This is a genomic window from Pedobacter sp., assembly GCF_965279535.1.
Lineage (GTDB): Bacteria > Bacteroidota > Bacteroidia > Sphingobacteriales > Sphingobacteriaceae > Pedobacter.
In genome coordinates, this window is record NZ_OZ257244.1 from 2,634,636 (window position 1) to 2,659,674 (window position 25,039).

General features: G+C 37.9%; 24 protein-coding genes. 12 read left to right on the forward strand and 12 right to left on the reverse strand.

The window, feature by feature from the left end; translation table 11 throughout:
* Positions 1–38 precede the first annotated feature (38 nt).
* Both ACQY77_RS10535 and ACQY77_RS10540 read right to left on the reverse strand, forming a co-directional pair.
* On the reverse strand, positions 39–3,197 hold the full coding sequence (locus ACQY77_RS10535) for a carboxypeptidase regulatory-like domain-containing protein (protein WP_421942183.1): 3,159 nt from the start codon (positions 3,195–3,197) through the stop codon (positions 39–41).
* Positions 3,198–3,382: 185 nt separating this feature from the next.
* Complete coding sequence (locus ACQY77_RS10540) at positions 3,383–3,943, reverse strand: DUF1543 domain-containing protein (RefSeq protein WP_421942182.1); 561 nt, start codon at positions 3,941–3,943, stop codon at positions 3,383–3,385.
* 131 nt (positions 3,944–4,074) lie between these two features.
* Here ACQY77_RS10540 and ACQY77_RS10545 point away from each other — a divergent pair, with 131 nt between their 5' ends.
* Positions 4,075–4,770: a hypothetical protein gene (locus tag ACQY77_RS10545; protein ID WP_421942181.1), complete on the forward strand. Its 696-nt coding sequence runs from the start codon at positions 4,075–4,077 to the stop codon at positions 4,768–4,770.
* A 29-nt stretch (positions 4,771–4,799) separates the two neighbouring features.
* Positions 4,800–5,213 (forward strand): hypothetical protein, encoded by a 414-nt coding sequence (locus ACQY77_RS10550; RefSeq protein WP_421942180.1) that lies wholly within the window; start codon positions 4,800–4,802, stop codon positions 5,211–5,213.
* A 287-nt stretch (positions 5,214–5,500) separates the two neighbouring features.
* Here the strand turns inward: ACQY77_RS10550 and ACQY77_RS10555 are convergent, their stop codons facing one another.
* From ACQY77_RS10555 to fumC, 6 genes are all read right to left on the reverse strand, one after another.
* Complete coding sequence (locus ACQY77_RS10555) at positions 5,501–6,232, reverse strand: ThuA domain-containing protein (protein WP_421942179.1); 732 nt, start codon at positions 6,230–6,232, stop codon at positions 5,501–5,503.
* 42 nt (positions 6,233–6,274) lie between these two features.
* A complete protein-coding gene (locus ACQY77_RS10560; protein WP_421942178.1) occupies positions 6,275–6,709 on the reverse strand; it encodes a low molecular weight protein-tyrosine-phosphatase in 435 nt (144 codons plus the stop codon).
* A 2-nt stretch (positions 6,710–6,711) separates the two neighbouring features.
* The gene (locus ACQY77_RS10565) at positions 6,712–7,152 is read right to left on the reverse strand and encodes a hypothetical protein (protein WP_421942177.1); all 441 of its coding nucleotides are present in this window, start codon (positions 7,150–7,152) and stop codon (positions 6,712–6,714) included.
* 156 nt (positions 7,153–7,308) lie between these two features.
* Positions 7,309–8,115 (reverse strand): S1/P1 nuclease, encoded by an 807-nt coding sequence (locus tag ACQY77_RS10570; RefSeq protein WP_421942176.1) that lies wholly within the window; start codon positions 8,113–8,115, stop codon positions 7,309–7,311.
* A 1-nt stretch (position 8,116) separates the two neighbouring features.
* Entirely contained in the window at positions 8,117–8,632 is a 516-nt protein-coding gene (locus ACQY77_RS10575) for a fumarate hydratase (protein WP_421942175.1), read from the reverse strand.
* A gap of 198 nt (positions 8,633–8,830) precedes the next feature.
* Complete coding sequence (fumC, locus tag ACQY77_RS10580) at positions 8,831–10,228, reverse strand: class II fumarate hydratase (protein WP_421942174.1); 1,398 nt, start codon at positions 10,226–10,228, stop codon at positions 8,831–8,833.
* A 377-nt stretch (positions 10,229–10,605) separates the two neighbouring features.
* Here fumC and ACQY77_RS10585 point away from each other — a divergent pair, with 377 nt between their 5' ends.
* Both ACQY77_RS10585 and hisS read left to right on the forward strand, forming a co-directional pair.
* On the forward strand, positions 10,606–11,208 hold the full coding sequence (locus ACQY77_RS10585) for a LytR/AlgR family response regulator transcription factor (RefSeq protein WP_421942173.1): 603 nt from the start codon (positions 10,606–10,608) through the stop codon (positions 11,206–11,208).
* Positions 11,209–11,380: 172 nt separating this feature from the next.
* Positions 11,381–12,772: a histidine--tRNA ligase gene (hisS, locus tag ACQY77_RS10590; protein ID WP_421942172.1), complete on the forward strand. Its 1,392-nt coding sequence runs from the start codon at positions 11,381–11,383 to the stop codon at positions 12,770–12,772.
* Positions 12,773–12,859: 87 nt separating this feature from the next.
* Here the strand turns inward: hisS and ACQY77_RS10595 are convergent, their stop codons facing one another.
* Complete coding sequence (locus ACQY77_RS10595) at positions 12,860–13,591, reverse strand: class I SAM-dependent methyltransferase (RefSeq protein WP_421942171.1); 732 nt, start codon at positions 13,589–13,591, stop codon at positions 12,860–12,862.
* Positions 13,592–13,738: 147 nt separating this feature from the next.
* Between ACQY77_RS10595 and ACQY77_RS10600 the strand changes: the two genes are divergently transcribed.
* The gene (locus ACQY77_RS10600; protein ID WP_421942170.1) at positions 13,739–15,034 is read left to right on the forward strand and encodes an MFS transporter; all 1,296 of its coding nucleotides are present in this window, start codon (positions 13,739–13,741) and stop codon (positions 15,032–15,034) included.
* 2 nt (positions 15,035–15,036) lie between these two features.
* On the opposite strand, the gene ACQY77_RS10605 is transcribed toward ACQY77_RS10600, so the two are convergent.
* Complete coding sequence (locus ACQY77_RS10605; RefSeq protein WP_421942169.1) at positions 15,037–15,417, reverse strand: VOC family protein; 381 nt, start codon at positions 15,415–15,417, stop codon at positions 15,037–15,039.
* 132 nt (positions 15,418–15,549) lie between these two features.
* Between ACQY77_RS10605 and ACQY77_RS10610 the strand changes: the two genes are divergently transcribed.
* The 4 genes from ACQY77_RS10610 to ACQY77_RS10625 all read left to right on the forward strand — a co-directional run bounded on the left by ACQY77_RS10610 (position 15,550) and on the right by ACQY77_RS10625 (position 19,901).
* Positions 15,550–16,830, forward strand: a complete 1,281-nt coding sequence (locus ACQY77_RS10610) for a replication-associated recombination protein A (protein WP_421942168.1) — start codon at positions 15,550–15,552, stop codon at positions 16,828–16,830.
* Between the two features lie 53 nt (positions 16,831–16,883).
* Entirely contained in the window at positions 16,884–18,356 is a 1,473-nt protein-coding gene (locus ACQY77_RS10615; protein ID WP_421942167.1) for a DUF5687 family protein, read from the forward strand.
* A 2-nt stretch (positions 18,357–18,358) separates the two neighbouring features.
* Positions 18,359–19,048: an ABC transporter ATP-binding protein gene (locus ACQY77_RS10620; RefSeq protein WP_421942166.1), complete on the forward strand. Its 690-nt coding sequence runs from the start codon at positions 18,359–18,361 to the stop codon at positions 19,046–19,048.
* A gap of 175 nt (positions 19,049–19,223) precedes the next feature.
* A complete protein-coding gene (locus ACQY77_RS10625; protein ID WP_421942165.1) occupies positions 19,224–19,901 on the forward strand; it encodes an OmpA family protein in 678 nt (225 codons plus the stop codon).
* Positions 19,902–20,143: 242 nt separating this feature from the next.
* Here ACQY77_RS10625 and ACQY77_RS10630 read toward each other — a convergent pair whose 3' ends face one another.
* The gene (locus ACQY77_RS10630) at positions 20,144–20,488 is read right to left on the reverse strand and encodes a hypothetical protein (RefSeq protein ID WP_421942164.1); all 345 of its coding nucleotides are present in this window, start codon (positions 20,486–20,488) and stop codon (positions 20,144–20,146) included.
* 76 nt (positions 20,489–20,564) lie between these two features.
* On the opposite strand from ACQY77_RS10630, the gene ACQY77_RS10635 reads away from it, so the two are divergent.
* From ACQY77_RS10635 to ACQY77_RS10645, 3 genes are read left to right on the forward strand one after another with little or no spacing between them, the layout of a single operon-like run.
* The gene (locus tag ACQY77_RS10635; protein WP_421942163.1) at positions 20,565–21,617 is read left to right on the forward strand and encodes a Gfo/Idh/MocA family oxidoreductase; all 1,053 of its coding nucleotides are present in this window, start codon (positions 20,565–20,567) and stop codon (positions 21,615–21,617) included.
* A gap of 46 nt (positions 21,618–21,663) precedes the next feature.
* Positions 21,664–22,437: a zinc-dependent peptidase gene (locus ACQY77_RS10640; protein ID WP_421942162.1), complete on the forward strand. Its 774-nt coding sequence runs from the start codon at positions 21,664–21,666 to the stop codon at positions 22,435–22,437.
* Between the two features lie 32 nt (positions 22,438–22,469).
* Positions 22,470–23,375, forward strand: a complete 906-nt coding sequence (locus tag ACQY77_RS10645) for a DUF6263 family protein (RefSeq protein ID WP_421942161.1) — start codon at positions 22,470–22,472, stop codon at positions 23,373–23,375.
* A 154-nt stretch (positions 23,376–23,529) separates the two neighbouring features.
* Here the strand turns inward: ACQY77_RS10645 and ACQY77_RS10650 are convergent, their stop codons facing one another.
* Positions 23,530–24,519, reverse strand: a complete 990-nt coding sequence (locus ACQY77_RS10650) for an alpha/beta fold hydrolase (RefSeq protein ID WP_421942160.1) — start codon at positions 24,517–24,519, stop codon at positions 23,530–23,532.
* Positions 24,520–25,039 lie beyond the last annotated feature (520 nt).

Consider the following 25,039-nt stretch of genomic DNA (forward strand, 5'->3'; position numbering starts at 1 on the left):
TCTTTTTATGACTTTATACTAAGAAATTTAGCTACTGATTAAAACCCGTAGCGTAAACCAATTTGCATTTGCCAAGGGTTACCTGATGGTGTTACTACACCTGTATTGTTTACGCGATAAGTAAAGGATTTATTTACAGCATCAAAACCAGAAACTGCATATAAGGCTTGATTTCCTAATGTTTCGTTAACACCCCACTTCTTATTCAATAAGTTACCAAAGTTGAAGATATCGCCAGAAAGTTCTAAAGTTTGTTTATTTCCGAACTTGAATTTCTTGCTTACACGTACATCAACAATACCGAAGAAATCGTTAACACCGCCATTACGTTCTGCGATTTGACCAGAATATCTGGTGATATACCTTTTTAAACTTTCGCTTGCTGATGGGTTATCTAATAAAGTTTGTAGTCCTGTACGGATACTTTGAGGCACATTTTGGTTATTTCTATCAAACACATAAGCTAAATCGTTAGTCGCAACAAAATCTCCGTTAATGTTACCACCTGCCAGTAAGCTATAGCGCGTACCACCAATACCCGAGTAACGTACACCAACAGTTACGCCGTAAAAAGTTGGTAAGGTTCCATAAATTACTACTTTGTTACGGAAATGGTTATCCGAATAACTCATTCTGCTTAAATCTCTCGGATCATCTTTAACCGGGAGCGATAAAGTTGCGGAGTTGGCTACGTTACCATTGAATGAGGTATTGTCTTTAGTATCGTTCCAGGTATAACTTACAAAGATTTCGCCATCTCTGAAATATTGCCAGGTTGCATCAGCTACAACCGCAAATTGGTTTACCCGGCCTTTAGAATTCAACTCCAACACACGCCCGAATTGATTGGTTAAACGACCGCCTTTCCAATCGGCTACGCCATTAGTGGTTCCAATACTTGCAATTGGCACAAAAACACCACGGTTTGCTTCATTGGCCAATGTAAAGAAAGGTGTTGCAGCCATATTTCTATCCACGTACATGTAGTTGTTACGGCCCAAAGTTGCATAACCGGTAATACCAACTTTTAAACGGTCTGTAATTAGCTTACTATAAGATAAATTGGCTTTATAAATTACAGGAATTTTAGCATCCTCTGCATAAGTATTAATGGTAGGAACCTGTAACGATGCTAGTGTTGGCGTACCCGCAGTTCCGTTTCTGTAACCAATAAAATTAGGCGTTGGAACATCATTATTAATTACATCAACGGTAGCCAAATGCTTACCATCAAACGTTAAGTTATTAATGGTAACATAGTTATTTACATCTGATCCAAAAATACCTGCACCAAAGCGTACAAAATCGGTTCTGTTTTCATTGATATCCCAGTCGAACTGAATTCTGGGCTGAACCAGAAACTGCTTCAATTCATGGTCGGTCCTCACTCCAATTGCATCAAATAATTGTTGGTTAAGCGGAGACTTTGGATAAGCACTATAATCAACACGGATACCACCTGTAAATTCTAAACCTTTAGCCAGTTTTGTTTGCATCTGCCCATAAATGGCTGTATTCCAAATGCTGGCTTTTACCGTTGGATCTGGCATTAAAGGCACCTCGCGATAAAACCTGTTCGGAATTAAATTATTAAAATTCTGCAAAGAAGTTATTGCTCCTGTATTGCTATACTCGAAACGGCCGTTTACTTCACTACCATAAAGCGATTTTGCATTGGTGTACTGTAAATCTACCCCAAAAGTATATTTTACCTTATCAGTATTGTAATAGAAATTATCTACTAACTGGATTACATTATTCGTGAAACCTTCCTGACCAAAACGATGTCCTCCAATTTGTATTGCCGTGGCCACATTACTGCCATCAGATAAGGTAGAGCCTACATTGTTTACTATCGCTCTCGGTATAGCCCCAGGCAATTCATCATTTTGTGTACTCGCCTGGAAAGTATATAAGTGCTGAACTTTTAACTCGTTAGTAATTTTGCTGCTTACTGTAGTACGTAAAGTAGCTAACAAGTTATTATCCACATTTTTATCGTTACCATAACTTTCGAAAAAGTTAATGGCGGTATTATCTGCCAGGCCTAGTGGATTTCTGTCGTTAGTATAGTTATCTCTAACGGTTAATAAGTTTTTCTCATCAATTTGCCAGTCGATACGAGCAAAAGCAGCATCAGATCCACGCTTTTTATCAAATGATCCATATTGTGGATTATCAGAAACGCCATATTTGGTACGGGCAATATCAAGGAAGCTTGATAAAGTACTGTTGGTTATTCTAAACCGGGCCTCATCTGCCGGGCCATTAATATCGGCAATAATGAGCGGGCGGGCATCTCTTTGATGGTCCCATCCGACAAAATAATGTAGTTTATCTTTAATGATTGGACCACCTAAGGTAAAACCATATTGATAGGTAGAGAAATCGTTATCGCGTTTTACGCCTCTGATGTCATATTGAGAAGATAACCAATCTGCACGGCCGTACATAAAAGCGCTCCCGCTGATGGTGTTGGTACCTGCTTTGGTAACCGCACTTACTGTTCCACCGCCTGCTCTTCCAAATGTAACATCGTATTGGTTGGTAATTACTTTAAACTCACGTACAGCTTCCATAGAAATGGAGTAAGGTGCACCGCTCCGGCTGGTGGTTGCACCTGCAGAAGTTGGATTTTTAGCACCCATACCATCAATTGTATAGTTTGTAGACGAACCCAACTGACCAGAAATACCACCACCACGACTTAAAGGAGAAAGATCCATTAAGTTAGAAAAGTTACGGCCGTTTACGGGCAATTGATTCATGGTTTTCGCCGAGATTTCGGTAGACGCACCAAAGTTTTTCACTTTGTTTCTTAAACCCGAAGCCACAACTTCTACCGCTTCTAAGTTTTGCGAAGCCTCTTGCATATTGATGGTTATTTTAACCGCGTCGCCCTGGTTAAGCATGTAACCACTCCTGGTTTGATCGCCAAAACCAATATACACAGCCTTAACGGTATAGGGGCCGCCTAATGGGAGCTCCTTAAAAGTATATTCCCCTTGCGCATTGGTAGAGGTTCTGGTAGTGAAACCAGTAGCGTTATTTCTTATTTGAACAGAGGCACCTGGAATGGGTTTCTTCTGTTCGTCGGTAACAATCCCCGAAATTGAGGCTTGTGTAGTTTGTGCCCATGCAGTATTGGTGACATAAAAGCACAATAAAAATACTGCAACGAGTAAATTTTTGATCATGATTAGTTCCGATTTGTTTATGACCGCAAAGATGTCGTTGCTGTGTTAAGGGAACTATATCTTCAGATTAAGAAAAGGTTATGGTTTTTTTGCCGGGATTTATCCCTGAGGTGCAAAAAAAGTAATTTTATTGTTGAGCCTTATAATGCTTTCTTGCTACTTACGCTATGTGCCGTAATAATGTTTTACTTGATGTTTCTTAAAGGAAGATACCCTAAATGTATTTCATCAGTTACATGTTGATCAGTAAGTGTAAATTTAAGTCTGAATTTCTTTCGGGTTTGTTTGCTTAATACATCGTCTATATCCAATACATCATCTACATCAACCCCATATTTATCATCGATGTGAGAAACTGCTCCTGTAAATCCTGTATGGAGGTAAAATGCAGATTCCTTTGCACGTTTTATGGCAATAGCCTTATCAGCAGCTATAAGTAGCATTTTATAGTGGGGCTCATCAAACTCATGGGGTTTATAACCACCCAGATTGAGAAAAAATAAATGAGGTTCATTTACCGCGTGGTCTGCTACGGAAATAACTTCTACACTATAACCATCAACATAATTTATTTCCCTCCAGGCATCAATGTGTAATTTATCTTTAGCTTCCGGCCAAAAAGCCTGAAGTTCAGGGATAAGATTTTTCAAACTTGTTGCAATTCCAAAAAAGATATCGTGTTGTTCGGTATGTCTACCTTTTGGTTTACAGCCAAGCATGAGCATAAAGAGTTTATTTTTTTCCATGTTAGTTTAATATTAGGCCAACGTCGCTAACTTTTTACCTGAAATTATCGGTTATGTTTGTTACATAATGATATTTCGACATATTGAATAGAATTTAAAATTACTTAACCTTTTTAAAAATAAGTGTTTTTATGCAGAATCCTCCAGATGGTGGTACGATGTACACAGAAACCGACCTTAGTCAGTTTTTCCCTGAACCGCTTAATGCCATAACCAGTTGCTTTTTTCTGGCAATAGCCATTTTTTGGACTATCAGGCTCCGCGGTGATTTTAAATATCATTCCTTTCTTACCATAGCACTTGTGCTAATGTATATTGGTGGCATTGGTGGCACCACTTATCACAGCCTGAGGCGCTGGCCCATTTTTATTTTAATGGACTGGCTGCCCATCATGCTTTTATGTCTTTCTGCCGGCGTATATTTTTTAGCAAAAATTACCAAATGGTATTACGCTGCACTAATTGTGGTGATTTACGCTATTTTTCAATTTTACATCCGAAGCTTGTTCACCAACAGAGACTTCCAAATTTTCATCAACATTAATTATGCTTTTATGGCTTCGCTGGTATTGTTTCCTGTATTTGGATACCTGATCAAAACAGAATGGCTTAATGGTAAATGGGTGGGTTTTGCATTGGTAGCTTTTGTGTTTGCTCTTACTTTCCGCATTGCAGATAAATGGGAAATTTTGACCACGGGCACACATTTTCTGTGGCATACCTTCGGCGCAATTGCTTCTTTTTGCATGCTTAATTTTATTTATTTAATAAATGCCAGGAAAGTAAATGTGAGTAGAAGAAATATTCCAAACAGGAATAACAAGTAGTATATTCGTTTATTAAATATTTTTTAAAAATGAAGAAACTATTCATCCTATCGGCATTAGTACTGGGCTTAAATCTGGCGGCTAATGCACAAAGCATTTTAAATAAGGTTGGAACGGCAGCTAACGTTGCTACTGCCGCCGGCATTGATGTTAACAGTTTAACATCTGGCATTTTAGGCAAACTGACACCAGCGCTTAGTTTAACCGAAGTTCAAAAACCAAAAGTGAGCACCATAGTAAAAGATTTTCTGATTCAGAAAGCCACCATTTTAGCAACAAAGAAAACTGACCCAGCTGCTTACCAATCTAAGTTTGGAAAGCTTGTTTCTGGCTTAAAATCTAACCTGGGAACGGTATTAACGGTTGCACAATTGACTAAATTTACTTCTTTAAAGCCAACTACAAACACCGCCAGTAACGCTCTTTCACAATTATTTTATTAGTAAAAAGCGGAAACAACAAAGTTGAATACACTAATGCAAAGCTAAATAACAGGCTTTCAGTGTTTATAAACATTAAGAAGTTAAGGAAAATCAAATATCCATTTCTTAACTTCTTAATGTAAAATACTTTTTAAAGTAGTTAGCAAATATTGTTTAGTTCTTAGAAGTATTGCCTGGCTAAAGTACTTTAAACTTAGGGGCTTTGCTCTTTATTCCTTGATCCCCTCAAGTCCCCTCTTAATACTTGATACCTTGATTCCAGCTACTTGATACTAAATTCCCGCTACTTATTTCCTCCCCACGGCATAATTAATCCCACCCAAAAGATGTTGCAAAAATTTATCTTCTGCCCAACATTCTTTGGTGTGACCCATTGAGGTGTAAAAAGCTCTTCCCCCATCATATGCATGGTACCAGCTAAAGGGATGGAAGCTTCCGTTTTTCCCGCCTTTGTAAGATTGCTCATCAATGGTAATCAATACTTTAATATCGGGATTGATATCCTTAAAGTTATAAAGTTCATCTTTATGCATCCATATCGAATCTGTAAAGAATTGAGTTGAAGGATGTTTGGTATCTTTAATAATAAATTTTGCCTCCTGAACCACTGGATGACTGGTAAAGTAGGCTCCGGCCAATTTTCCATACCAAGGCCAATCATATTCGGTATCGGTTGCTGCATGAACACCAACAAAGCCTCCACCTTTTTTAATATAACGTTCAAATGCGGCTTGTTGCATATTATTTAAAACATCACCGGTAGTACTTAAGAACACAACCGCTGCATATTTTTTTAAATTAGCATCCGTAAACACATTGGCATTTTCGGTAGTATCTACTTTAAATTGATTGGCTAAACCAAGCTTTTGAATCGCTTCTTTTCCGGTTTCAATAGAATTATGCCTGAAACCTGTAGTTTTGGAAAAGACTAAGATCTTAACTTCTTTTTTTACGGGTAAAATAGCATCACAAGAAATAATGGTAAAAAGTAGAGCACAGAGCAGTAATATTTTTTTCATGGCATTTGGTTAGGATAAAAATCGAATTTTGAATCCTTAAATTTAGGAAAGTTGTTGAATAATTTCCCTACATCTTTCTTCAATCTGTTCGCAAACAGGGCCAAACAGTGCATTATCCCAATATGGGTCTGTAACTTCATCGTTATCAAGAAAAAGTTTTACTTTTTTACGTGCTGTTTCGTTGTTAGCCAGACTTTGTACATCACGTAAATTATTCTTGTCCATAACCAGAATCAAATCGTACTGATCAAACATCCGGGCATTAAATTGTTGTGCTCTTTGTTCGCTGATATCGTAGCCTAAAGATTTGGCAGCAGCGGTACTTCTATGATCGGGTGCTTTACCTATATGCCAGTTTCCGGTTCCTGCCGAAGCAATTTCCCAGTTTAAATTTTTAGCATTAACTAAATGTCGCATAATGCCTTCAGCAAGTGGTGAGCGGCAAATATTGCCTAAACAAACCATAAGTATTTTCAATGTTATTTTGGTTTTGCGGTGTATATATAAGTTACGGTATACGTGGTGTTGTTTTGCTCAAAAGTATATTTATCTGTGATGATATTACCCAAAACCTGTACTTTATGAGCCGTTCCTGTTCCATAGTTTAATGTAATCTCATTCCCTGTTTTTATCCATGTGGCGTTTTGATAACTAATCATGTCGCACAAAGGGCCATTTGAGCTAAAGGCAAAATTACCATTTTTAGAGAATTCTAAGGTATAATTGTGATTCAAACAGGCTTGAGAAGCAGACTTGGTTTTGAAATTTGTTTCCAGTTGTCCGTTGATAAGCAGGGCCGGGGAAACAGTTGCCGACTGTAAGGGCCATGAATATTTTGTCACGTCATTTTCCGCATCAACAGTTTTCTTTTTGCAGGCAAACCCCAGGCATACCATTAATAATAGAAGCGTTTTTTTCATATGGTTTTTTTGATTATCCGGTATTTAGCATCAAGTATGAAGACTGATTTGCTATAGGCAATATATCTAACTACTATATACTAATTACTATATTTAAACGGCCAAACCCGCAAAAACGCTACAAATGAAAATGCCCCATGTATATGAGGCATTTTATCAGGCATAAATATCGTTTAAAATTTTGGCGAGTCTTACTCCACCTTTAACCAATTGCTCATTTAAAATATCGATCCACTCGAAGTTGTAACGATAACTCAGTTTAGCCTCAGGCTTTATGTTATCATAAATTTTGTTGCATACCTGATAAGATTCGAAAACGCAATCTTTTAAACTGGCATTTTGCCAATTGTAAAGTTGTACTGCTGAGGGATGATTAATGGCTTTGGTATATTCGGTATAACTCAATTGCTGATAATCGATTAATTGCTCATCCCAAACGCGATGAAGGTTTGATTTTTCGTTAAACCATAGCACTGATATTCGATTACCACCTAAATCTTCTTTACGTGCGGTATGCATGGGCTGATGTAAATCGCCAACTAAATGCACCAACATCCTGATGGCTAATTTTTTCTGGTCGAGCGTACTTGCCTTATTTTTCAGGATGGCAATCAGGTCAGGAATTTTGGAATATACATTTGGCCCTTTATCATTTTCCAGAAAATTGAATACGCCCTCTTTGGTTAATCCAGCCTGAAGATTTACAAAATGCCAGTTATATAAGTAGTTATAAGCTGTGTCTGATTTAATAAAATCGCCCCAGTTGGCAGACATGGCTAAAGACTCACTTCCAAGGATACCGGTAATCGCTTTGCGTGTTTTTGCTTTGAGGTAGCTATCTGCTACTTCACCAACAATACGATGGCCAAGCATGCCCCAGGCGTTTACTTTTACAGGTGTATAAGCCAGTGCCGTAACTGCAATTGCTGTAATGAGTTTTGTTTTTATTGATTTGAAAATCATATTATAGTTCTTTTGGTACGCAGGTAATATTTTGCTTCAAAGCTAAATTGATTTCTTGTTGATCGCTTAAGCTTTGCAATAACAAAGTGTTTGCAGTACTTTTTTTGATTAAGAAGTTTTTCTCGTACCGGCCAATTCTGTAGCAGCCTGATATTTTTTGTTTGTAATTGGCGTGGGTAAAAGTTCCGCCTAAAAATAAAGTATCGCCCCTAACGGCGTAAACACCTTTTGCATATTCTTTCCAAATGCCATTGTTGTAGCAAGAATCTTCATAAAAATTAACTTTACTGTGGGTAGTAAGGTCTACATAAAATGAATCGCAGGTAAATTTAAAATGATGTTGAGTATAATTGCTTAGTTTGCTGCTAAAAGCAACAGAATCCTGATTCCACACCCCTTGCATAAATGTTTCTCCTTTCCCTTGAATGTTTGGACGAGGGCTACAACCTAAGTATAAAAGAGCGATGGATAAGAGTGAAGCAGACAAAAGCTTTAAGCCTAAATGTATTCTTTGCATAAAGGGCCGGGTATGTTTTGTTTTCAAGGCGGGCGTTTTGCCTCGCAATTAAATTTATAACCCCAAAGGGTTTAGGCTTTGGGGTTTTGAAATACTGTTTTGAGTTTAATAAACCCGATTGAAGTGATAGTTTGCAAAACTAATAACGGAAAGCGGGACTGAACGAAGCGAAAGGCTACAGTCACTGCTTTTCAAATGTTATTTTAAGCTTCCAACCATATCTTCCGGGCGTACCCACTCGTCAAACTGCTCATTGGTTAATAAACCCAACTCTACCGCAGCAGCTTTTAAAGTTTTATTTTCTTTGTGTGCTTTTTTAGCAATTTTAGCTGCATTTTCATAACCTACATGTGGATTTAACGCTGTAACCAACATTAATGAGTTTTGTAGGTGCTTCTCAATTTCTGGTAGGTTAGCTGTAATTCCTTCTGCACATTTATCATTGAAAGAAACGCAGGCATCGCCAATTAAACGGGCAGACTGCAATACATTCGCTGCAATTAAAGGTTTGAAAACATTCAGCTCGAAATGACCTGTTGCACCACCAATTGAAACCGCTACATCGTTACCCATTACCTGCGCACAAACCATGGTAAGTGCTTCTGGTTGTGTAGGATTTACTTTTCCTGGCATGATAGAAGATCCCGGCTCATTATCTGGAATAACAATTTCGCCAATTCCACAACGTGGGCCGGAACTTAACATGCGGATATCATTAGCCACTTTCATTAAAGCTACTGCAGTACGTTTTAAGGCGCCCGAAAGCTCAACCATAGCATCGTGAGCAGCTAATGCCTCAAATTTGTTTGGTGCTGTTACAAAAGGTAGTCCGGTTAATTCGGCAATTTTCTTAGCCACCAAAACATCATATCCTTTTGGTGTATTTAAACCTGTACCTACTGCAGTACCACCTAAAGCCAGTTCGGCAACCATTACTAAGGCATTTTTAATTGCCCTGATGCTGTTGTCAATCTGTTGAACATAACCAGAAAATTCCTGACCTAAAGTGAGGGGCGTAGCATCCATAAAGTGTGTACGACCTGTTTTAGTGATATTGGCAAATTCTGCTACTTTCTGAGCTAAAGTGTTTCTTAGTTTTTCTAAACCAGGGATGGTATTTTCTACTGTTAATTTATAGGCTGCAATGTGCATTGCAGTTGGGTAAGTATCGTTAGAAGATTGTGATTTGTTCACATCATCATTCGGGTGAAGGATTTTCTTATCATCAGCCAGTTGTCCGCCATTAATAACATGTGCACGGTTAGCAATTACCTCATTTCCGTTCATATTACTCTGTGTACCAGAACCAGTTTGCCAGATTACCAAAGGAAACTGATCATCTAATTGTCCAGCAATAATCTCATCGCATGCTTTAGCAATTAATTCAGCTTTTTCTGCAGATAATACGCCCAGTTCAGTGTTGGCTTGTGCGGCGGCTTTCTTTAAATATCCAAAAGCGTGGATAATTTCTTTAGGCATGGATCCTTCCGGACCAATTTTAAAGTTATTGCGTGAGCGTTCGGTTTGTGCACCCCAGTATTTGTCGGCAGGTACCTGAACCTCGCCCATGGTATCGTGTTCTATTCTGAAACTCATGATAATTTTTGATTTTAATGTGGCAAATTTAACTTTTTTGCCTATAAAGCAAGGGATTATATGAGATATTTAGGTTGAGATGATAAAAGGGTGCCAGACTTTCGTGACAAACGGATCAATGCAAGATATTATTTGCAGTAAATGCCCAGCATATTGTGATTTAATATAAAGTACAAATGGAATCAAATTAGCAGTTAATGAGCAAGAGGATATAGGTACAATCCAATCACATACTCAGTTAAACGATCTTAATACTCATTACTATGTCCTAAATCCTCATTCTGAATTTTTATAAAGGAGAAGTAATGATATTTTTGCTTCATCATTCGCGGAATGATTTTGTTATAAAACTTTTAAACAGTCTAATAATGCTTTCTATGAGAAATAAATTAATTTTTGCCTTGGTTTTTATCATTTGTTTCCAAATTCAAATTACCTATGCTGCTATGATTGGTATAACTGAGTTAATCATTATACTAATAATAGGAACTCTATTTTTAGCATTTATTGTTGGTATGGTGATCCTGATCTATTCCCTGATTAAAAGAAACAGCAACAAAACTGAGTGGCCAAACACCATTAATATTAATCAGCAAGCGCCTTATCAGCAACCCGCCACTGAGCCAAAAATTACACCAAAAGAAGCTGTTCCTAACAATAACAAAATAGCCCTGCCTCAACAAAATGAAACTCGCTATGTTGCGCCAGAAGAAATTTTGAGATGTGAGGCCGATAATAATTACACCAACTTCTTCTTTTCCAACGGGGAAAAACTACTCATTTCCAAATCGCTAAAAGAATATTCCGATTTACTTAAGCCCCAGGGCTTTTTACGCGCACACCAAAGTCATTTGGTTAACACCAAATTTGTGAAAAGCTGGTTAAAGGAAGATGGAGGCACTTTGTTGATGGATAATGGAGACAAGATTCCGGTTTCTAAACCTAACAGGGAGTTGGTTAAGCAAGTTCTGGGGAAATAAGGTATTGCCGAAGTGGTGACAACTGCCCTCGCTTAATGATTTTTAATGTGTTCTGATTATATGAACAACACTCATATTCTAGTTATATTAGGTTAAAATTTAAAGATGCAGATGCGAATTCTGTGAATGTGTTAAAAATACAATTTCTAAACATTTTTGTACTTTTGCGGCTATGTCAGTTATCAAACCCTCATTAGCAAAAGGTACACGCGATTTTACACCAGTAGAAATGGTAAAACGTAATTTTATCTACGATACCATTAAAACAGTTTTCAAAAAATATGGTTACGCTGAAATTCAGACTCCAAGTTTTGAAAATCTTTCTACCCTAACAGGTAAATATGGTGATGAGGGAGACAAATTAATTTTCAAGATATTAAATAGCGGCGAATTTTTAAAAGATCCAAAAAAGAAAGCTTTTGATTTTGATGCAGAAGAGAACAGCAATAAACTCATCCCATTGATTTCTGAAAAAGCTTTGCGTTATGATTTAACCGTACCCTTTGCGCGTTACGTGGTGATGCACCAAAATGAGATTGCCTTACCTTTTAAACGTTTTCAGGTGCAACCTGTTTGGCGGGCGGATCGCCCTCAAAAAGGTCGTTATCGCGAATTTTATCAATGTGATGTTGATGTGGTAGGTTCTGCAAGTTTGTTAAATGAAGCCGAATTTATTTTAATTTACAACGAAGCTTTATCTAATCTCGGATTAAAAGATTTCAGCATCAAAATCAACAATAGAAAAATCCTGTCAGGCATTGCCGAAATTATTGGTAAACCCGAATTGATTATCGATATGACGGTGGCCATTGATAAGTTAGATAAAATCGGTTTGGATGGTGTTAGCAAAGAATTATTAGAACGTGGTTTTACCGAAGCCGATTTAGAGAAACTCCGTCCGGTTATTTTACTGGAGGGATCAAATACAGAAAAATTAGCAAGTTTAAAAACCGTTTTGGCAAAATCTGAAACGGGCTTAAAAGGCATTACCGAAATTGAACAGGTTTTCAAATATGTAGATAGCCTTATTGCCTACAGTTTACCTTTAACCGCAAAACTGGAACTGGATATTACCCTGGCCCGCGGATTAAACTACTACACCGGATGTATTTTTGAGGTTAAAACCAATGAAGTGGCTATGGGCAGCATTGGCGGAGGTGGTAGATATGACGACTTAACCGGTATGTTTGGCTTAAAAGATTTAACAGGAGTTGGAGTTTCATTTGGTGCCGATCGCATTTATGATGTATTGGAAGAGCTCGATCTTTTTCCAACATCAACTGAAATCGGAACAAAAGTGCTGATCAGCAACTTTGACACAGAAGCCGAGTTATACGCCTTGCCAATTCTTCAGCAACTGCGAAATGCAGGAATTGCGGCAGAGCTATATCCATCAGCAGCAAAGCTTAAAAAACAAATGGCTTATGCCGATGCTAAGAAAATTCCTTATGTTGTTTTAATTGGTGGCGATGAAATGGCCAGTGGAGAACTTACCTTAAAAGATATGCAAAGCGGAGAACAGAAAAAACTGAGTGTTTTAGGAATATTGGATTTGTTAAAGTAACGATAGTCAGTTTAACCACAGAAAAAAGGAGTTTTACATCGGGGATCGGTATATTTTTAGATGTGCTCTGTGAGAAAAATACATCCCTTACCTCCCAATCCGCAGCAATATAGGAAAACGAACCTCCTTTTCTGCATCGTTACCCCAGGCTTCTTTAAGCGCGGTAAACATATATTCGAGCGGATTTCTGTCGTTTGCCTTTTTATAATGTTGTAAAGATGACCAGGTATTGAGATAACCAATAAGCTGCTTAAAATTCCAGGTGGTTTTTATCTGAAAATGTGGGGCAACAATCTCTTCGAATGGAAAGGGAATGGTCTTATAACCTTCCTCAATATATCTTCGCTCTGGATCCCAATATTTACCCAAAATATCTTCGTAAAGTTTAAATACTTCCTGATCTACCTTTTTATCAATATTCATTAAGCCATAACCAATTACTGCAAATAAGCCATCAGGTTTGAGCGTCCGTTTTACCTCAGCATAAAAAGCCTCAAAGTTAAACCAATGAATAGCCTGAGCAACAGTGATGAGATCAAAACTATCAGCAACAGCACTTACTTGTTCTGCCGGTTCTACCCTATAATAAATATTGGGAACTTTCAAAGCCTGACTCAATTGTTTTTCACTGATATCTGTGGCATAAACCTTTTCAAAATGCTGTGCCAAAACCCTCGCAACCTGTCCGTTGCCTGTGGCACAATCCCATGCCGCCTTTTTATCCATAACCAACGACAAAAGATAATCGTACAAGGCTTTCGGATATGTTGGTCTGTAAATGGCATATTCGGCAGATTGGGCAGAGAAGTTGTCTTTCATATTATTGAGTGAGTGAATGATTGAATGTTTAGTGAAAAGTTCTTATAATTAAATCATAATCTTACATTCGATGTAATTTAAACAAAAGGAAAGAATTTATGTTTAGCATTCCCTCATTCAAAACACAATCATCTTTCATTTTAATTTATGGACACTAAACATCAGGCAGAAATCAAAGAAGTAAAGCACAGACTGAAATCTATTTTCGGGGGCTCAATTGGCAATTTGGTTGAGTGGTATGATTGGTACAGTTATTCTGCATTCGCCTTATATTTTTCCCCGGTATTTTTCCCGAACAGTAACCCTACTGCCCAGCTTTTAGATACTGCAGGGATTTTTGCTGTTGGTTTTTTAATGCGCCCGATAGGCGGATGGCTTTTTGGGAGTATTGCTGACAAATACGGTAGAAAAAGATCAATGACCTTATCGGTGTTAATCATGGCAATTGGTTCGCTGATGATTGGTTTAACGCCTACCTATAAAGCCATTGGGATTGCAGCGCCACTAATTTTACTGTTGGCCAGGCTAATACAAGGGCTAAGCACTGGTGGTGAGTATGGCACATCGGCAACTTATCTCAGTGAAATGGCAACCAAAAAGCATCGTGGTTTTTATTCCAGCTTTCAATATGTAACCCTGATTGGCGGACAACTCCTGGCCCTGGGCATTCAATTGATTTTACAAAACTGGCTACTCAGCAGTGCAGAGTTGCATCAATGGGGATGGAGAATCCCATTCTTTATCGGTGCAATTTTATCTTTCATCGCCCTATACTTAAGGCGTCATATCAATGAAACAGCTGCCTTCGAATCTAAAAAATCACAAGACAGGAAAAGCGGTATATCGGCTTTGTTAAAATATCCAAAAGAGGTATTTACAGTAGTGGGACTAACTTTAGGTGGAACCATCGCTTTTTATACTTTTAGCACCTATATGCAGAAGTTTTTGGTAAATACTGTGCATTTAAGTAAGGAAACCTCTACTACGCTATCATTTATTTCCCTGTTCGTATTTGCAGTTATTCAACCCCTATATGGTTTGTTATCTGATAAAATTGGCAGAAAGCCGCTGCTTATAGGCTTTGGTATTTTAGGGAGTTTATTTACTTACCCCATTCTAACAGCCATCAAAATGGAAAGTAATACCACCATTATTTTTTTACTAATGATAGCTGCGCTGCTCATCGTTAGCGGATACACCAGCATTAATGCAGTAGTTAAAGCCGAACTTTTCCCTGCTGAAATCAGGGCTTTAGGTGTTGGATTACCATATGCCCTTACCGTTGCCATTTTTGGAGGCACTGCAGAGTATTTTGCACTTTGGTTTAAGAATATTGGGCACGAAAGCTATTTCTACTGGTATGTTACAGGCTGTATTCTAATCTCCCTGATATTATATACCACCATGAAGGATACAAAACACCATTCTAAAATTGAAGATTAGCCTTATATGTAGTTGCTGATTTCTATTAGGTTCATATCCGGATCGCGCAAATAAATGGATACGATTTTTCCTACAGCTCCCGTACGCGCTACAGGCCCCTCCTCAATCTCGAAACATTTATGCTGCAGCTCTTGCATTACTTCTTGCAATGGCATTTCGGTAATGAAACATAAATCTGCAGATCCGGCACCGGGCTTAAAGGCTTTCGGCTCAAATTCATTTCCGATATGGTGCAGGTTAATTTTTTGATTACCAAATTTCAGGGCTTTTCGATCTTCGTTAAAGGTGATGATCTCCATTCCCAAAGCCTCACTATAAAATCGACAGGTGCTTTCTAAGTTAGCTACCGTTAATACCAAATGATCTAAATTTTTTATTTTCATAATACTTGAGTTAAAAACCAAGTGCCAGTCCTTTTGTTTGATAACAGGTTAGGGGTTTGCCGCACTGTTTATCAACATTTGGTTAGCTGTTAATCCTTGAACAAAATAGCTGATTTTTATATCTTTACCAATATGCAGAACCAAGCCCCTTTAGCCGAAAGAATGCGCCCTCAAAATTTGGATGAATATGTTGGGCAAAAGCACTTGGTGGGTGAAAATGCCGTTTTACGTAAAGCGATTGAAAGCGGGCATTTACCTTCTATGATTTTCTGGGGGCCGCCGGGTGTTGGTAAAACAACACTGGCCTATATTATTTCTCAGGCACTTGACCGGCCTTTCTTTAATTTGAGCGCCATTAACAGTGGTGTAAAAGATGTTAGAGAAGTTATTGATAAAGCTGCTCAATTAAAAGACGGTTTTCTCGGACTTCCGATTTTATTTATCGATGAGATTCACCGTTTCAGCAAATCTCAACAGGATAGTTTATTGGGTGCCGTTGAACGCGGGCTGGTTACACTAATCGGAGCAACAACAGAAAATCCTTCTTTCGAAGTTATCTCCGCTTTATTATCCCGTTGCCAGGTATACATTTTAAAATCATTAACTGAAGAAGAGTTAGTATCGCTATTACAAACGGCAATAAAGGAAGACTCCATTTTAAACCAGAAAAAAATAACGATCAAAGAGCACGAAGCATTGATCCGTTTATCGGGAGGCGACGCCAGAAAGCTATTAAATGTGCTGGAGATTGCTGTTAATGGTATTGGTGGGGATAAAATTTCACTCACTAATGAAAACGTTCTGGCCCATGCGCAGCAGAACCTTGCACTGTACGATAAAGCCGGAGAACAACATTATGATATTATCTCTGCATTTATTAAATCCATTAGGGGTAGCGATCCTAATGCAGCGGTATATTGGTTGGCCAGAATGATTGAAGGAGGAGAAGATCCCTTGTTTATTGCCCGTAGGCTACTCATTTTGTCTTCTGAAGATATTGGCAATGCGAATCCAAATGCCTTGTTGCTTGCCAATAACTGCTTTACGGCCGTGAATGTTATCGGCTATCCTGAAGCCCGGATTATCCTATCGCAATGTGTAACTTACCTTGCAAGTTCGCCAAAGAGCAATGCGTCTTACGAAGCCATTAATAAAGCGCAGGCATTGGTTAGGCAAACAGGTAATCTCCCTGTGCCTCTTCATATCAGAAATGCGCCAACCAAACTGATGAAAAACATTGGGTATGGAAAAGATTATCAGTATTCACATGGCTATGAAGGTAACTTCTCTCCTCAAGAATATTTTCCGGATGAATTAAGTGGAACAAAACTTTATGATCCGGGTAAAAATGCTGCCGAAGAAAAGCTGAGAGAAAAACTTCGTAACAATTGGAAAGACAAATACAATTATTGATGTAACATTTATCAATCATTGCGTACTAATACTAAAATCATTATCTACAGTATATGCTGAACACTTTTTTAAGCCACCAATGGAAAGCATTTTGGCGATCGCGCAATAGAGGGGGTAGCATTGCTGCTCAAGTTGTTTTAGGTTTTTTTCTCCTCTATTTCTTAGCTGTTGCTATCGCTTTAGGTTTCGGGATGGCCTTCTTCCTTCCTGAAATATTTAAGGGGCAAGACATCGTAAAAAGCTTTAATGGCATTATCCTTTATTACTTTGCTTTGGATTTATTGATGCGTATACAATTGCAGGAACTACCCACGCTAAGCATTATCCCTTACCTTCATCTTAAGATTCCAAAGAGCAAAATCATTGGCTTTTTAAATATAAAGGCTTTGTTTTCAATGTTCAATATCTGGCCATTCTTCCTTTTTCTACCTTTCATATTCATTAAAATCGCACCACTTTACGGCACTTTTGCCGCCTTAATGTATATTATATCTATCTTCTCCATTACGGTTTTCCTCAATTATCTGGTGCTTTACATCAAACGTAAATCCATCAGTAATGTGTGGTATACAGGAATCGGACTTGGCATCATCAGTGTTTTTGCGGCACTGGAATATTATAAGGTAATCTCAATCATGTCGGGCTCTGATTATGTTTTCAGAACAATAGCGTTACACCCCTATCTGGGATTCATCTTTACCGTTCTTGCCTGGGCTGTTTTTAAAATAAACGCTGGTTTCCTTCGCCAAAATCTTTACGTAGAAGAATTAAGTAAGAAGCAAGAAAAAAAGGTAAGTACAGATTATGCATTTTTAAACCGTTTTGGGAAAGTTGGAGAGTTAGCAGCGCTTGAACTGAAACTCATTCTGCGACACAAAAGATCTCGTTCTGCAGTGATCATGGGCTTTTTCTTTTTATTCTACGGCTTCATCTTTTACAAGCAAAAAGCGATCGCGGATAATGCATTCGGGCAAATGATGTTTGCAGCTATTTTCATGACAGGAATATCCATCATCATATACGGCCAATTCATGTTTGCCTGGCAAAGTGCTCATTTTGATGGAATTCTCACCAACAAAATCAACCTCAAACATTATATTCAGGCCAAGTTTCTGTTATTTACCATTGCATCTACAATTATTACGCTGTTGGCAAGCTTTTACGGTTTTTTAAGCCCAAAGCTATTATTGCTACATGCAGCAGCATACCTTTACAATATTGGCTTCGGTACTGTTATTGTACTTTACCTGGCAACATTTAACTACAAACGCATTGATATTACCAAAGCAGCGAGCTTTAATTATCAGGGTACAGGCGCAACCCAATGGTTATTAATGTTTCCTTATGCGCTAACCCCAATATTACTTTACCTGCCTTTTGGACTACTGGATATGCCCTTTTGGGGATTACTGGTGGTTTCTATTTTCGGAGTGATTATGCTGTTGCTCCGCGGATTTTGGGTAAATTTTATCACCAAAAAACTGGAAGAAAAAAGACATAAAATAGCCGAAGGCTTTAGAGAATAATTATGATAATTGAAGTAAGAAATTTAAAGAAGATTTACGGCGATAAGACTGTTGTAAACATCGAACATTTAGAAATTGCACAGGGGGAAACCATTGGTTTAGTAGGAAACAATGGTGCCGGAAAAACCACCTTCTTCCGAATGTTGCTCGATTTAATCCGGCCAAGCGAAGGAGAAGTATTATCCAAAGGAGTTGACGTAAAAGTTGGAGACAGCTGGAAGGATTATACCGCATCTTTTCTGGACGAGGGCTTTTTAATTGATTACCTCACCCCTGAAGAGTATTTCACTTTTATTGGTAGTTTGCAGGAGATGAGTGTAGCAGATGTAGGCACTTATTTGGCCCAGTATACAGAATTCTTTAACAATGAGATTTTAAACAGTGGGAAATATATCAGGGATTTCAGTAAAGGGAACCAAAATAAGGTAGGCATTGCCGCTGCTTTGATGCAAAAACCGGAAATCTTAATTTTAGACGAACCTTTCGCCAACCTGGATCCCACCACACAAATCAGGTTGAAAAAGCTGCTAAAAGAACAAGTGGGGATGACTACTTTTATTTCAAGCCACGATTTAAACCATGTAACAGATGTATGCAATCGCATTATTTTGGTAGAGAAGGGCAGGATAATAAAAGACTTTATGACTGATGAAAATACGCTACAAGAGTTAGAAAGTTATTTTTCTGCCTAGTTTTTTGTACTAAGAATGATACATTATGAAAGAGTGGATGAAAATCTGCTCTTTTTTATTTGCTGAATTTTATTCCTTTAGGCTATAAAGCCCTCAAATAAATAATAAATATAAGAGAAAAAATTTTTGGCATCGTGTTTGAATATAGTACAGGGAATTATAAACTATAACAATCATGAGTATTTCAAAAGTAAGAATAGCAACATTAAGTATAGGTCTAGCTGTAGGCTCAATGGCGCTTCAAAGCTGTGACAGTTTAACTAAAACACAAAAAGGTGCAGGCATTGGTGCAGCAGCTGGTGGTGTAATAGGAGCTTTAATCGGTAAAAAAGCTGGTAATACAGCAGTAGGTGCTTTAATTGGTGGTGCTATTGGTGGTACTGCTGGTGCTTTTATTGGTCGTAGAATGGACAGACAGGCAGCTGAAATCCAGAAAGCGATACCTAATGCAGAAGTAATTAGAGAAGGAGAAGGTATCATTGTAAAATTTGATAGCGGTATTTTATTCGATTTCGATAAAACAGCATTGAAAGATGCAGCGAAGACAAACGTTCAGAGCTTGGCTTCCTCTTTAAACCAATATCCTGATACTGATGTAAAAATTATTGGCCATACCGATAATATTGGTAAAGAAGCTTACAACCAGGGTTTATCTGAGCGCAGAGCAGCTGCAGTTAAAGCATATGCAGTTTCTCAAGGTGTTCCATCATCACGTTTGGTAACTATTGGTAAAGGTTTAACAGAACCAATTGCAGATAATACCACTGAAACAGGCCGCGCGCAAAACCGTCGTGTTGAAATCGTTATTGTAGCCAACGATCAGTTAAAAGCAGAAGCTCAAAAACAAGGCTAATTAAAGTATATTCCCTCTACCTATGAGGTCATTATAGATCCAACCCTGGTGCCTGCACCGGGGTTTTTATTTTTAGATATAAAGTGGAAAGGGATTATTTTACTATTTCAAGAGGATTTAGTACATAGCCGTCAGTAGTTAGATATTGTGCCTAACGCCTGTACCTGAGTCATGATTTCTTTGCTCTTTGTTCCTTATTCCTTGCTTCATATTCCCCTCGTCCTGATACCATCATCTTGATACTAAGAATAAATATCTTCAAAATACCCTACAATTAAAGATTTCATCAGCATTTCCTGCTCCAACATGGTATAAGGAGGAATGGTTCTGACCAATTTCCAATGTGGCCATCCATCCTGATCAAGGCCTTCGAGTTCATAAAACCCCATTTCGCTCAATAATCTGCAGGTTGCAATGTGCATCAATTCTTCTTTTTGACGCTTGCTGTACTTTTTAGGCCCTTTACCCAGTTCTTGAATACCAATCAGGAAAAGCATTACTTTTATATCGGGGGTATCTGAATCGAATTCGGCCGAAATCCTTTGTTGCAACTGTTTCCATTTCGTATTTATCTCTGAGGCTTTCATAGTTTGCAAAGATAGTGTAAAAAGGTTTATCAGCGGCTCAAATGGTTTCAGGTTTTGGTCAAATCGTTTCCTAGTTATGGTACATTTGGTTACTTTTATAGATATGGTTAATAGTTCGAATAAAATATTTAATGCCGGCTTGCTTGCCTATGGCATGTCGGGTAAAGTTTTTCACGCTCCGTTTTTAAACGAGCACCCAGGATTTAATTTAAAAGCCGTTGCTGAGCGGAGCACCAAAAAAGTGCAGGAAGATTATCCTCATGTTTTAAGTTATGATCATATTGATGAGATTTTCAATGATGAGGAAATTGATCTGGTAGTAATCAATACTCCCAATAACCTGCATTATGAACACTCAAAAACTGCCTTACAGCATGGTAAACACATTTTAGTAGAAAAACCATTTACCGCTACAACAGCTGAAGCCAAAGAATTATTTGCACTTGCAGATTCTGTAGGGAAAAGCATTTTCTTTTACCAAAACCGCCGTTGGGATAGTGATTTTAATGCTGTAAAAAAGATTATTGCAAGTGGTCGCTTAGGTAAGCTTGTAGAAGTTCATTTCAGATATGATCGTTATAGAAATGTAATCGGTCCGAAAGCTTTTAAAGAAAATCCTTTAGCTGCCAGTGGCTTACTATACGATTTAGGGCCACATTTATTGGATCAGATAATCAGTGTATTTGGTAAACCACTCAGCTTCAACAAGGTTTTAGGTTTTAATAGAGAAAACACCCAGGTGGATGATTATTTCCAGATACAATTGAGCTACCCCGATAGCTTAAATGTAACCGTTACTTCGAGTATGTTGGTGGTAAATCCACAGGCTGCTTTTGTACTGCACGGATCAAAAGGAAGTTTTATCAAACAACGAACAGATTCGCAGGAAGATCAGCTGCTTGCCGGAATGAAATTAAATAACCCCGAATTTGGAATTGAAAAAGAAGGTTCTGAAGGGATCTTAACTGTTATCGATGATAACGGTAAAAAAACCGAAGAAAAAATTCCCTCAGAACTGGGGCATTATTTACCCTTGTTTGATGCCATCTACCAAAATTTAAGTACCGGAGCTCCTTATCCGGTTACCAGAGAAAATGTTTTAACTCAATTAGAGATACTGGAACAATAACACACGCCATTGATCACGAACCAACACACCAAAGAAGAAGCTACTAATGAATTCCTTGCCATACGCCTATTTAATTCCAATTGTTCTCCTGGGCCTATATTTTCTCCTCAAAAAGAAAAAGCCTGCCATTGAGCCCTTAACTGATGATGATAAAAAAATACTGGAAGCTTACGTAGGCTTCTATCACAATTTAGATTCTACAGATAAACTGCGCTTTGAGCAGAAAGTGGCTGAATTTTTTAGTGCTGTTCGTATTGAAGGGGTAGGCTTGGAAATGACTACGCTCGATGAGTTATTAATTGCATCAAGTGCTGTTATCCCAATTTTTGGCTTTGATGACTGGCAATACCGCAATTTATCGAGCGTACTTTTATACCCGGATACTTTTAATAAGGATTTTCAGTTTGAAGGTGCTGAAAGAAATATAATGGGCATGGTTGGAACAGGTTACATGAACGGGCAAATGATTTTATCCAGATCCGCCTTGAGACATGGATTTTCTAAAAGCGCAGGTAAAGAAAATACAGCAATACATGAATTTGTACATCTTTTAGATAAATCTGATGGTGCAACTGATGGTATTCCTGAAAATTTAATGAGCCATCAGTACACCCTTCCCTGGCTTAAAATGATGCATGAGGAAATTGACCGCATTGCAGATAATAAATCGGATATTAACCCTTATGCGATCACCAACGAGGCTGAATTTTTTGCTGTGGTATCGGAATATTTCTTCGAAAAACCAGAGCTTTTAAAGGATAAGCATCCTGAACTTTATCATCAACTTAGTATTATATTTGCTCAACAACCAGCAGGATAATATTGATTTATCTAAAAAAACGTTCTTAAAAAATGAAATTTTTAAATTTATTGGCGCTATGCCTGCTTTCTGTTGGCACTTTTGCTCAAAAAGCATATCTATTGAAGCAAAACTTTCCCATTGGAAAGAAGTATGATTTCTCTCTTGTATCCGATCAGATTATTAATCAAAAAATTGGCGATCAGAAAATCAGTTCTACTCAAACCATTGGGACCGATTATACATTTGATATCCGTAACGGCGAGGACTCAGATAAAGATATTGAAGTAATTTATGGTCGCATTTTCATGAAATCGTCTGCAATGGGAAATGGGATAAGTATGGACTCAGAGGACCAGGATACCACAAAATTAAATCCGTTTAAAGGAATAAAAGGTGCAACATTTAATATGGTGATGGCTCCTGATGGAACCGTTAAGTCGCTAACAGGAGTAGATCAAATGCTGAATAACATGGCCTCGAAAATGTCAAAAGACACAGCCATGGTTAATCGCATTAAAGCTCAATTAAGTATGCAATTTAACACAGTAAGCATGACGCAAACCATGGAAGCTTCATTAAAAATTTATCCGGAAAAGCCTGTTAAAATTGGAGAGAGCTGGACAATTAGCAGCAAGATCAAAATGACGATGCCAATTGAAACCACCACTAAATATACTTTGAAAGAAGTTAAAGATGGCGTTGCTTATTTGTTGGTGAGTGGAAAACTTGTTTCTAAAGGAAGTTTCGAAACCATGGGAAACAAAATGGAAACTGATTTAAGTGGTACTAATTCCGGCGACGCAGAACTGGACGTTAAAACGGGTTTAATCCTTAAAAGCCACATCCGTACCGAAATGATTGGGAAAATGAAAGCCATGGGACAAGACATAGATTTTGAACTTCAGGGTATAAATAAAGTGATTGGTAAAGAGATTGCTGATAAGAAATTTAATTGATAGTATCAAGATACTGGTATCAAGTATCAAGACAAGCTGCCAGAGGAGGAAAGAGCAAAGAAATCATTCCTAATCATGTCACAGATATAGCCTAGGCGCAAGGTCTAACGACTAATGACTAAATACTAAGTACCCTTCGGATCTTACTTTTTACTTATAAACTTCCTGTTAAAGCAACTAGAAACTCGGTTTGTATTTCAACATGTGGGATATGCCCGCAAGCATCAAACTCAATAATCTTTGCATTGGGAATTTTAGCTGCCGTTTCTTTACCCAAGAACCGATATTGGCCATGAATGGCTTGCTGATCGGGCGTAAGCAATCCCTTACCCACAATGGTTTTGTCTTCTTTACCTATGAACAATACTGTAGGTACTTTAATATTATTGAATTCATAACATACAGGCTGCTCGTAAATCATGGTAAAAGTCATTGCTGCAACTTTTGCCCAGGTAGGGTAATCGGCACTAAAGGTAACACCCGCTGCTACATTTACCAAACTTTCATATTCTGGTTTCCACAAGGTGAAATAAGAGCTTTGATAATATTTCCGAACGCTTTCTGCTGTGGTTTTTAACTCTGTCTGATACTGCTGTTCAGTACTCACATAAGGGACGAAAGTTTTATAGTCTTCTAAACCAATCGGATTTTCGAGCAATAATTTCTCTGTTTTATCAGGATACATCAGCGCAAAGCGAGTAGCTAACATGCCGCCCATACTGTGCCCTAAAATACTTGTTTTTTGAATACCCAAAGTATCTAGCAATTTCTTATTCCAGCTTGCTAACTGATGAAAACTGTAATGTATAAAGGGTTTTGATGATTTTCCAAAACCAATTTGATCTGGAACAATTACCCTAAAACCATTATTACTTAAGGCCCTGATTACCTCTGTCCAATAGTACCCGCCAAAGTTTTTACCATGAAAAAGCATTACCGTACGGCCATTGGCAGTGCGGGCAGGTGCAACATCCATGTAAGCCATCTTAATATCTTGCCCCTCTGTATGTATCGGTAAATATTTTATTGGATATGGATATTTTACATTTTCGAGTGTTATGGAAAGGGTATCTACTTTTTGCGCCTTAGCATGCGTAAACAGAAACAGCGAGATGGTAATTACAAGTAAGAATTTCTTCATCATTAATGGGTTAATAACTGATATCAAAAGCTAATCGGCCTAATTTAATATTTAATTTATATTTTCGGCCACCCTGATATATTAAAAACCATGCCTGTTTTTATTATTGTTACACAAGATTTGAGATTCAACCAGCTTCAGGTAGATTGATAACCACATCCCCAGCTTAAATCATCAACATAAAGATTTGGAGATCAGATTTATGAAAAAACCAGATAGCAGATTACTGCTAAAATCAAAAGAGATAACATTTTAACGAGCGGTAAGACATGACTGCCTTACCGCTATGATACTAATTTCAACTTTTTTAATTATCTCCAAATTTTGGGTAAAATTATTTTGGCTTTAGTCACTCAATCCGTTCAAAATAAACCAGGTACACTACTCTTTTTCATGCTGAAGATTAATAAAATTATTTGTTCTGGCTTTATAGCTGTTACGTTAAAAGTCGCATCAGTCTTTTGTAAAAACTATTCTATTCTCGCTGTCGTTAAAACATCCTTAAAGGACAGATTGTATGTTT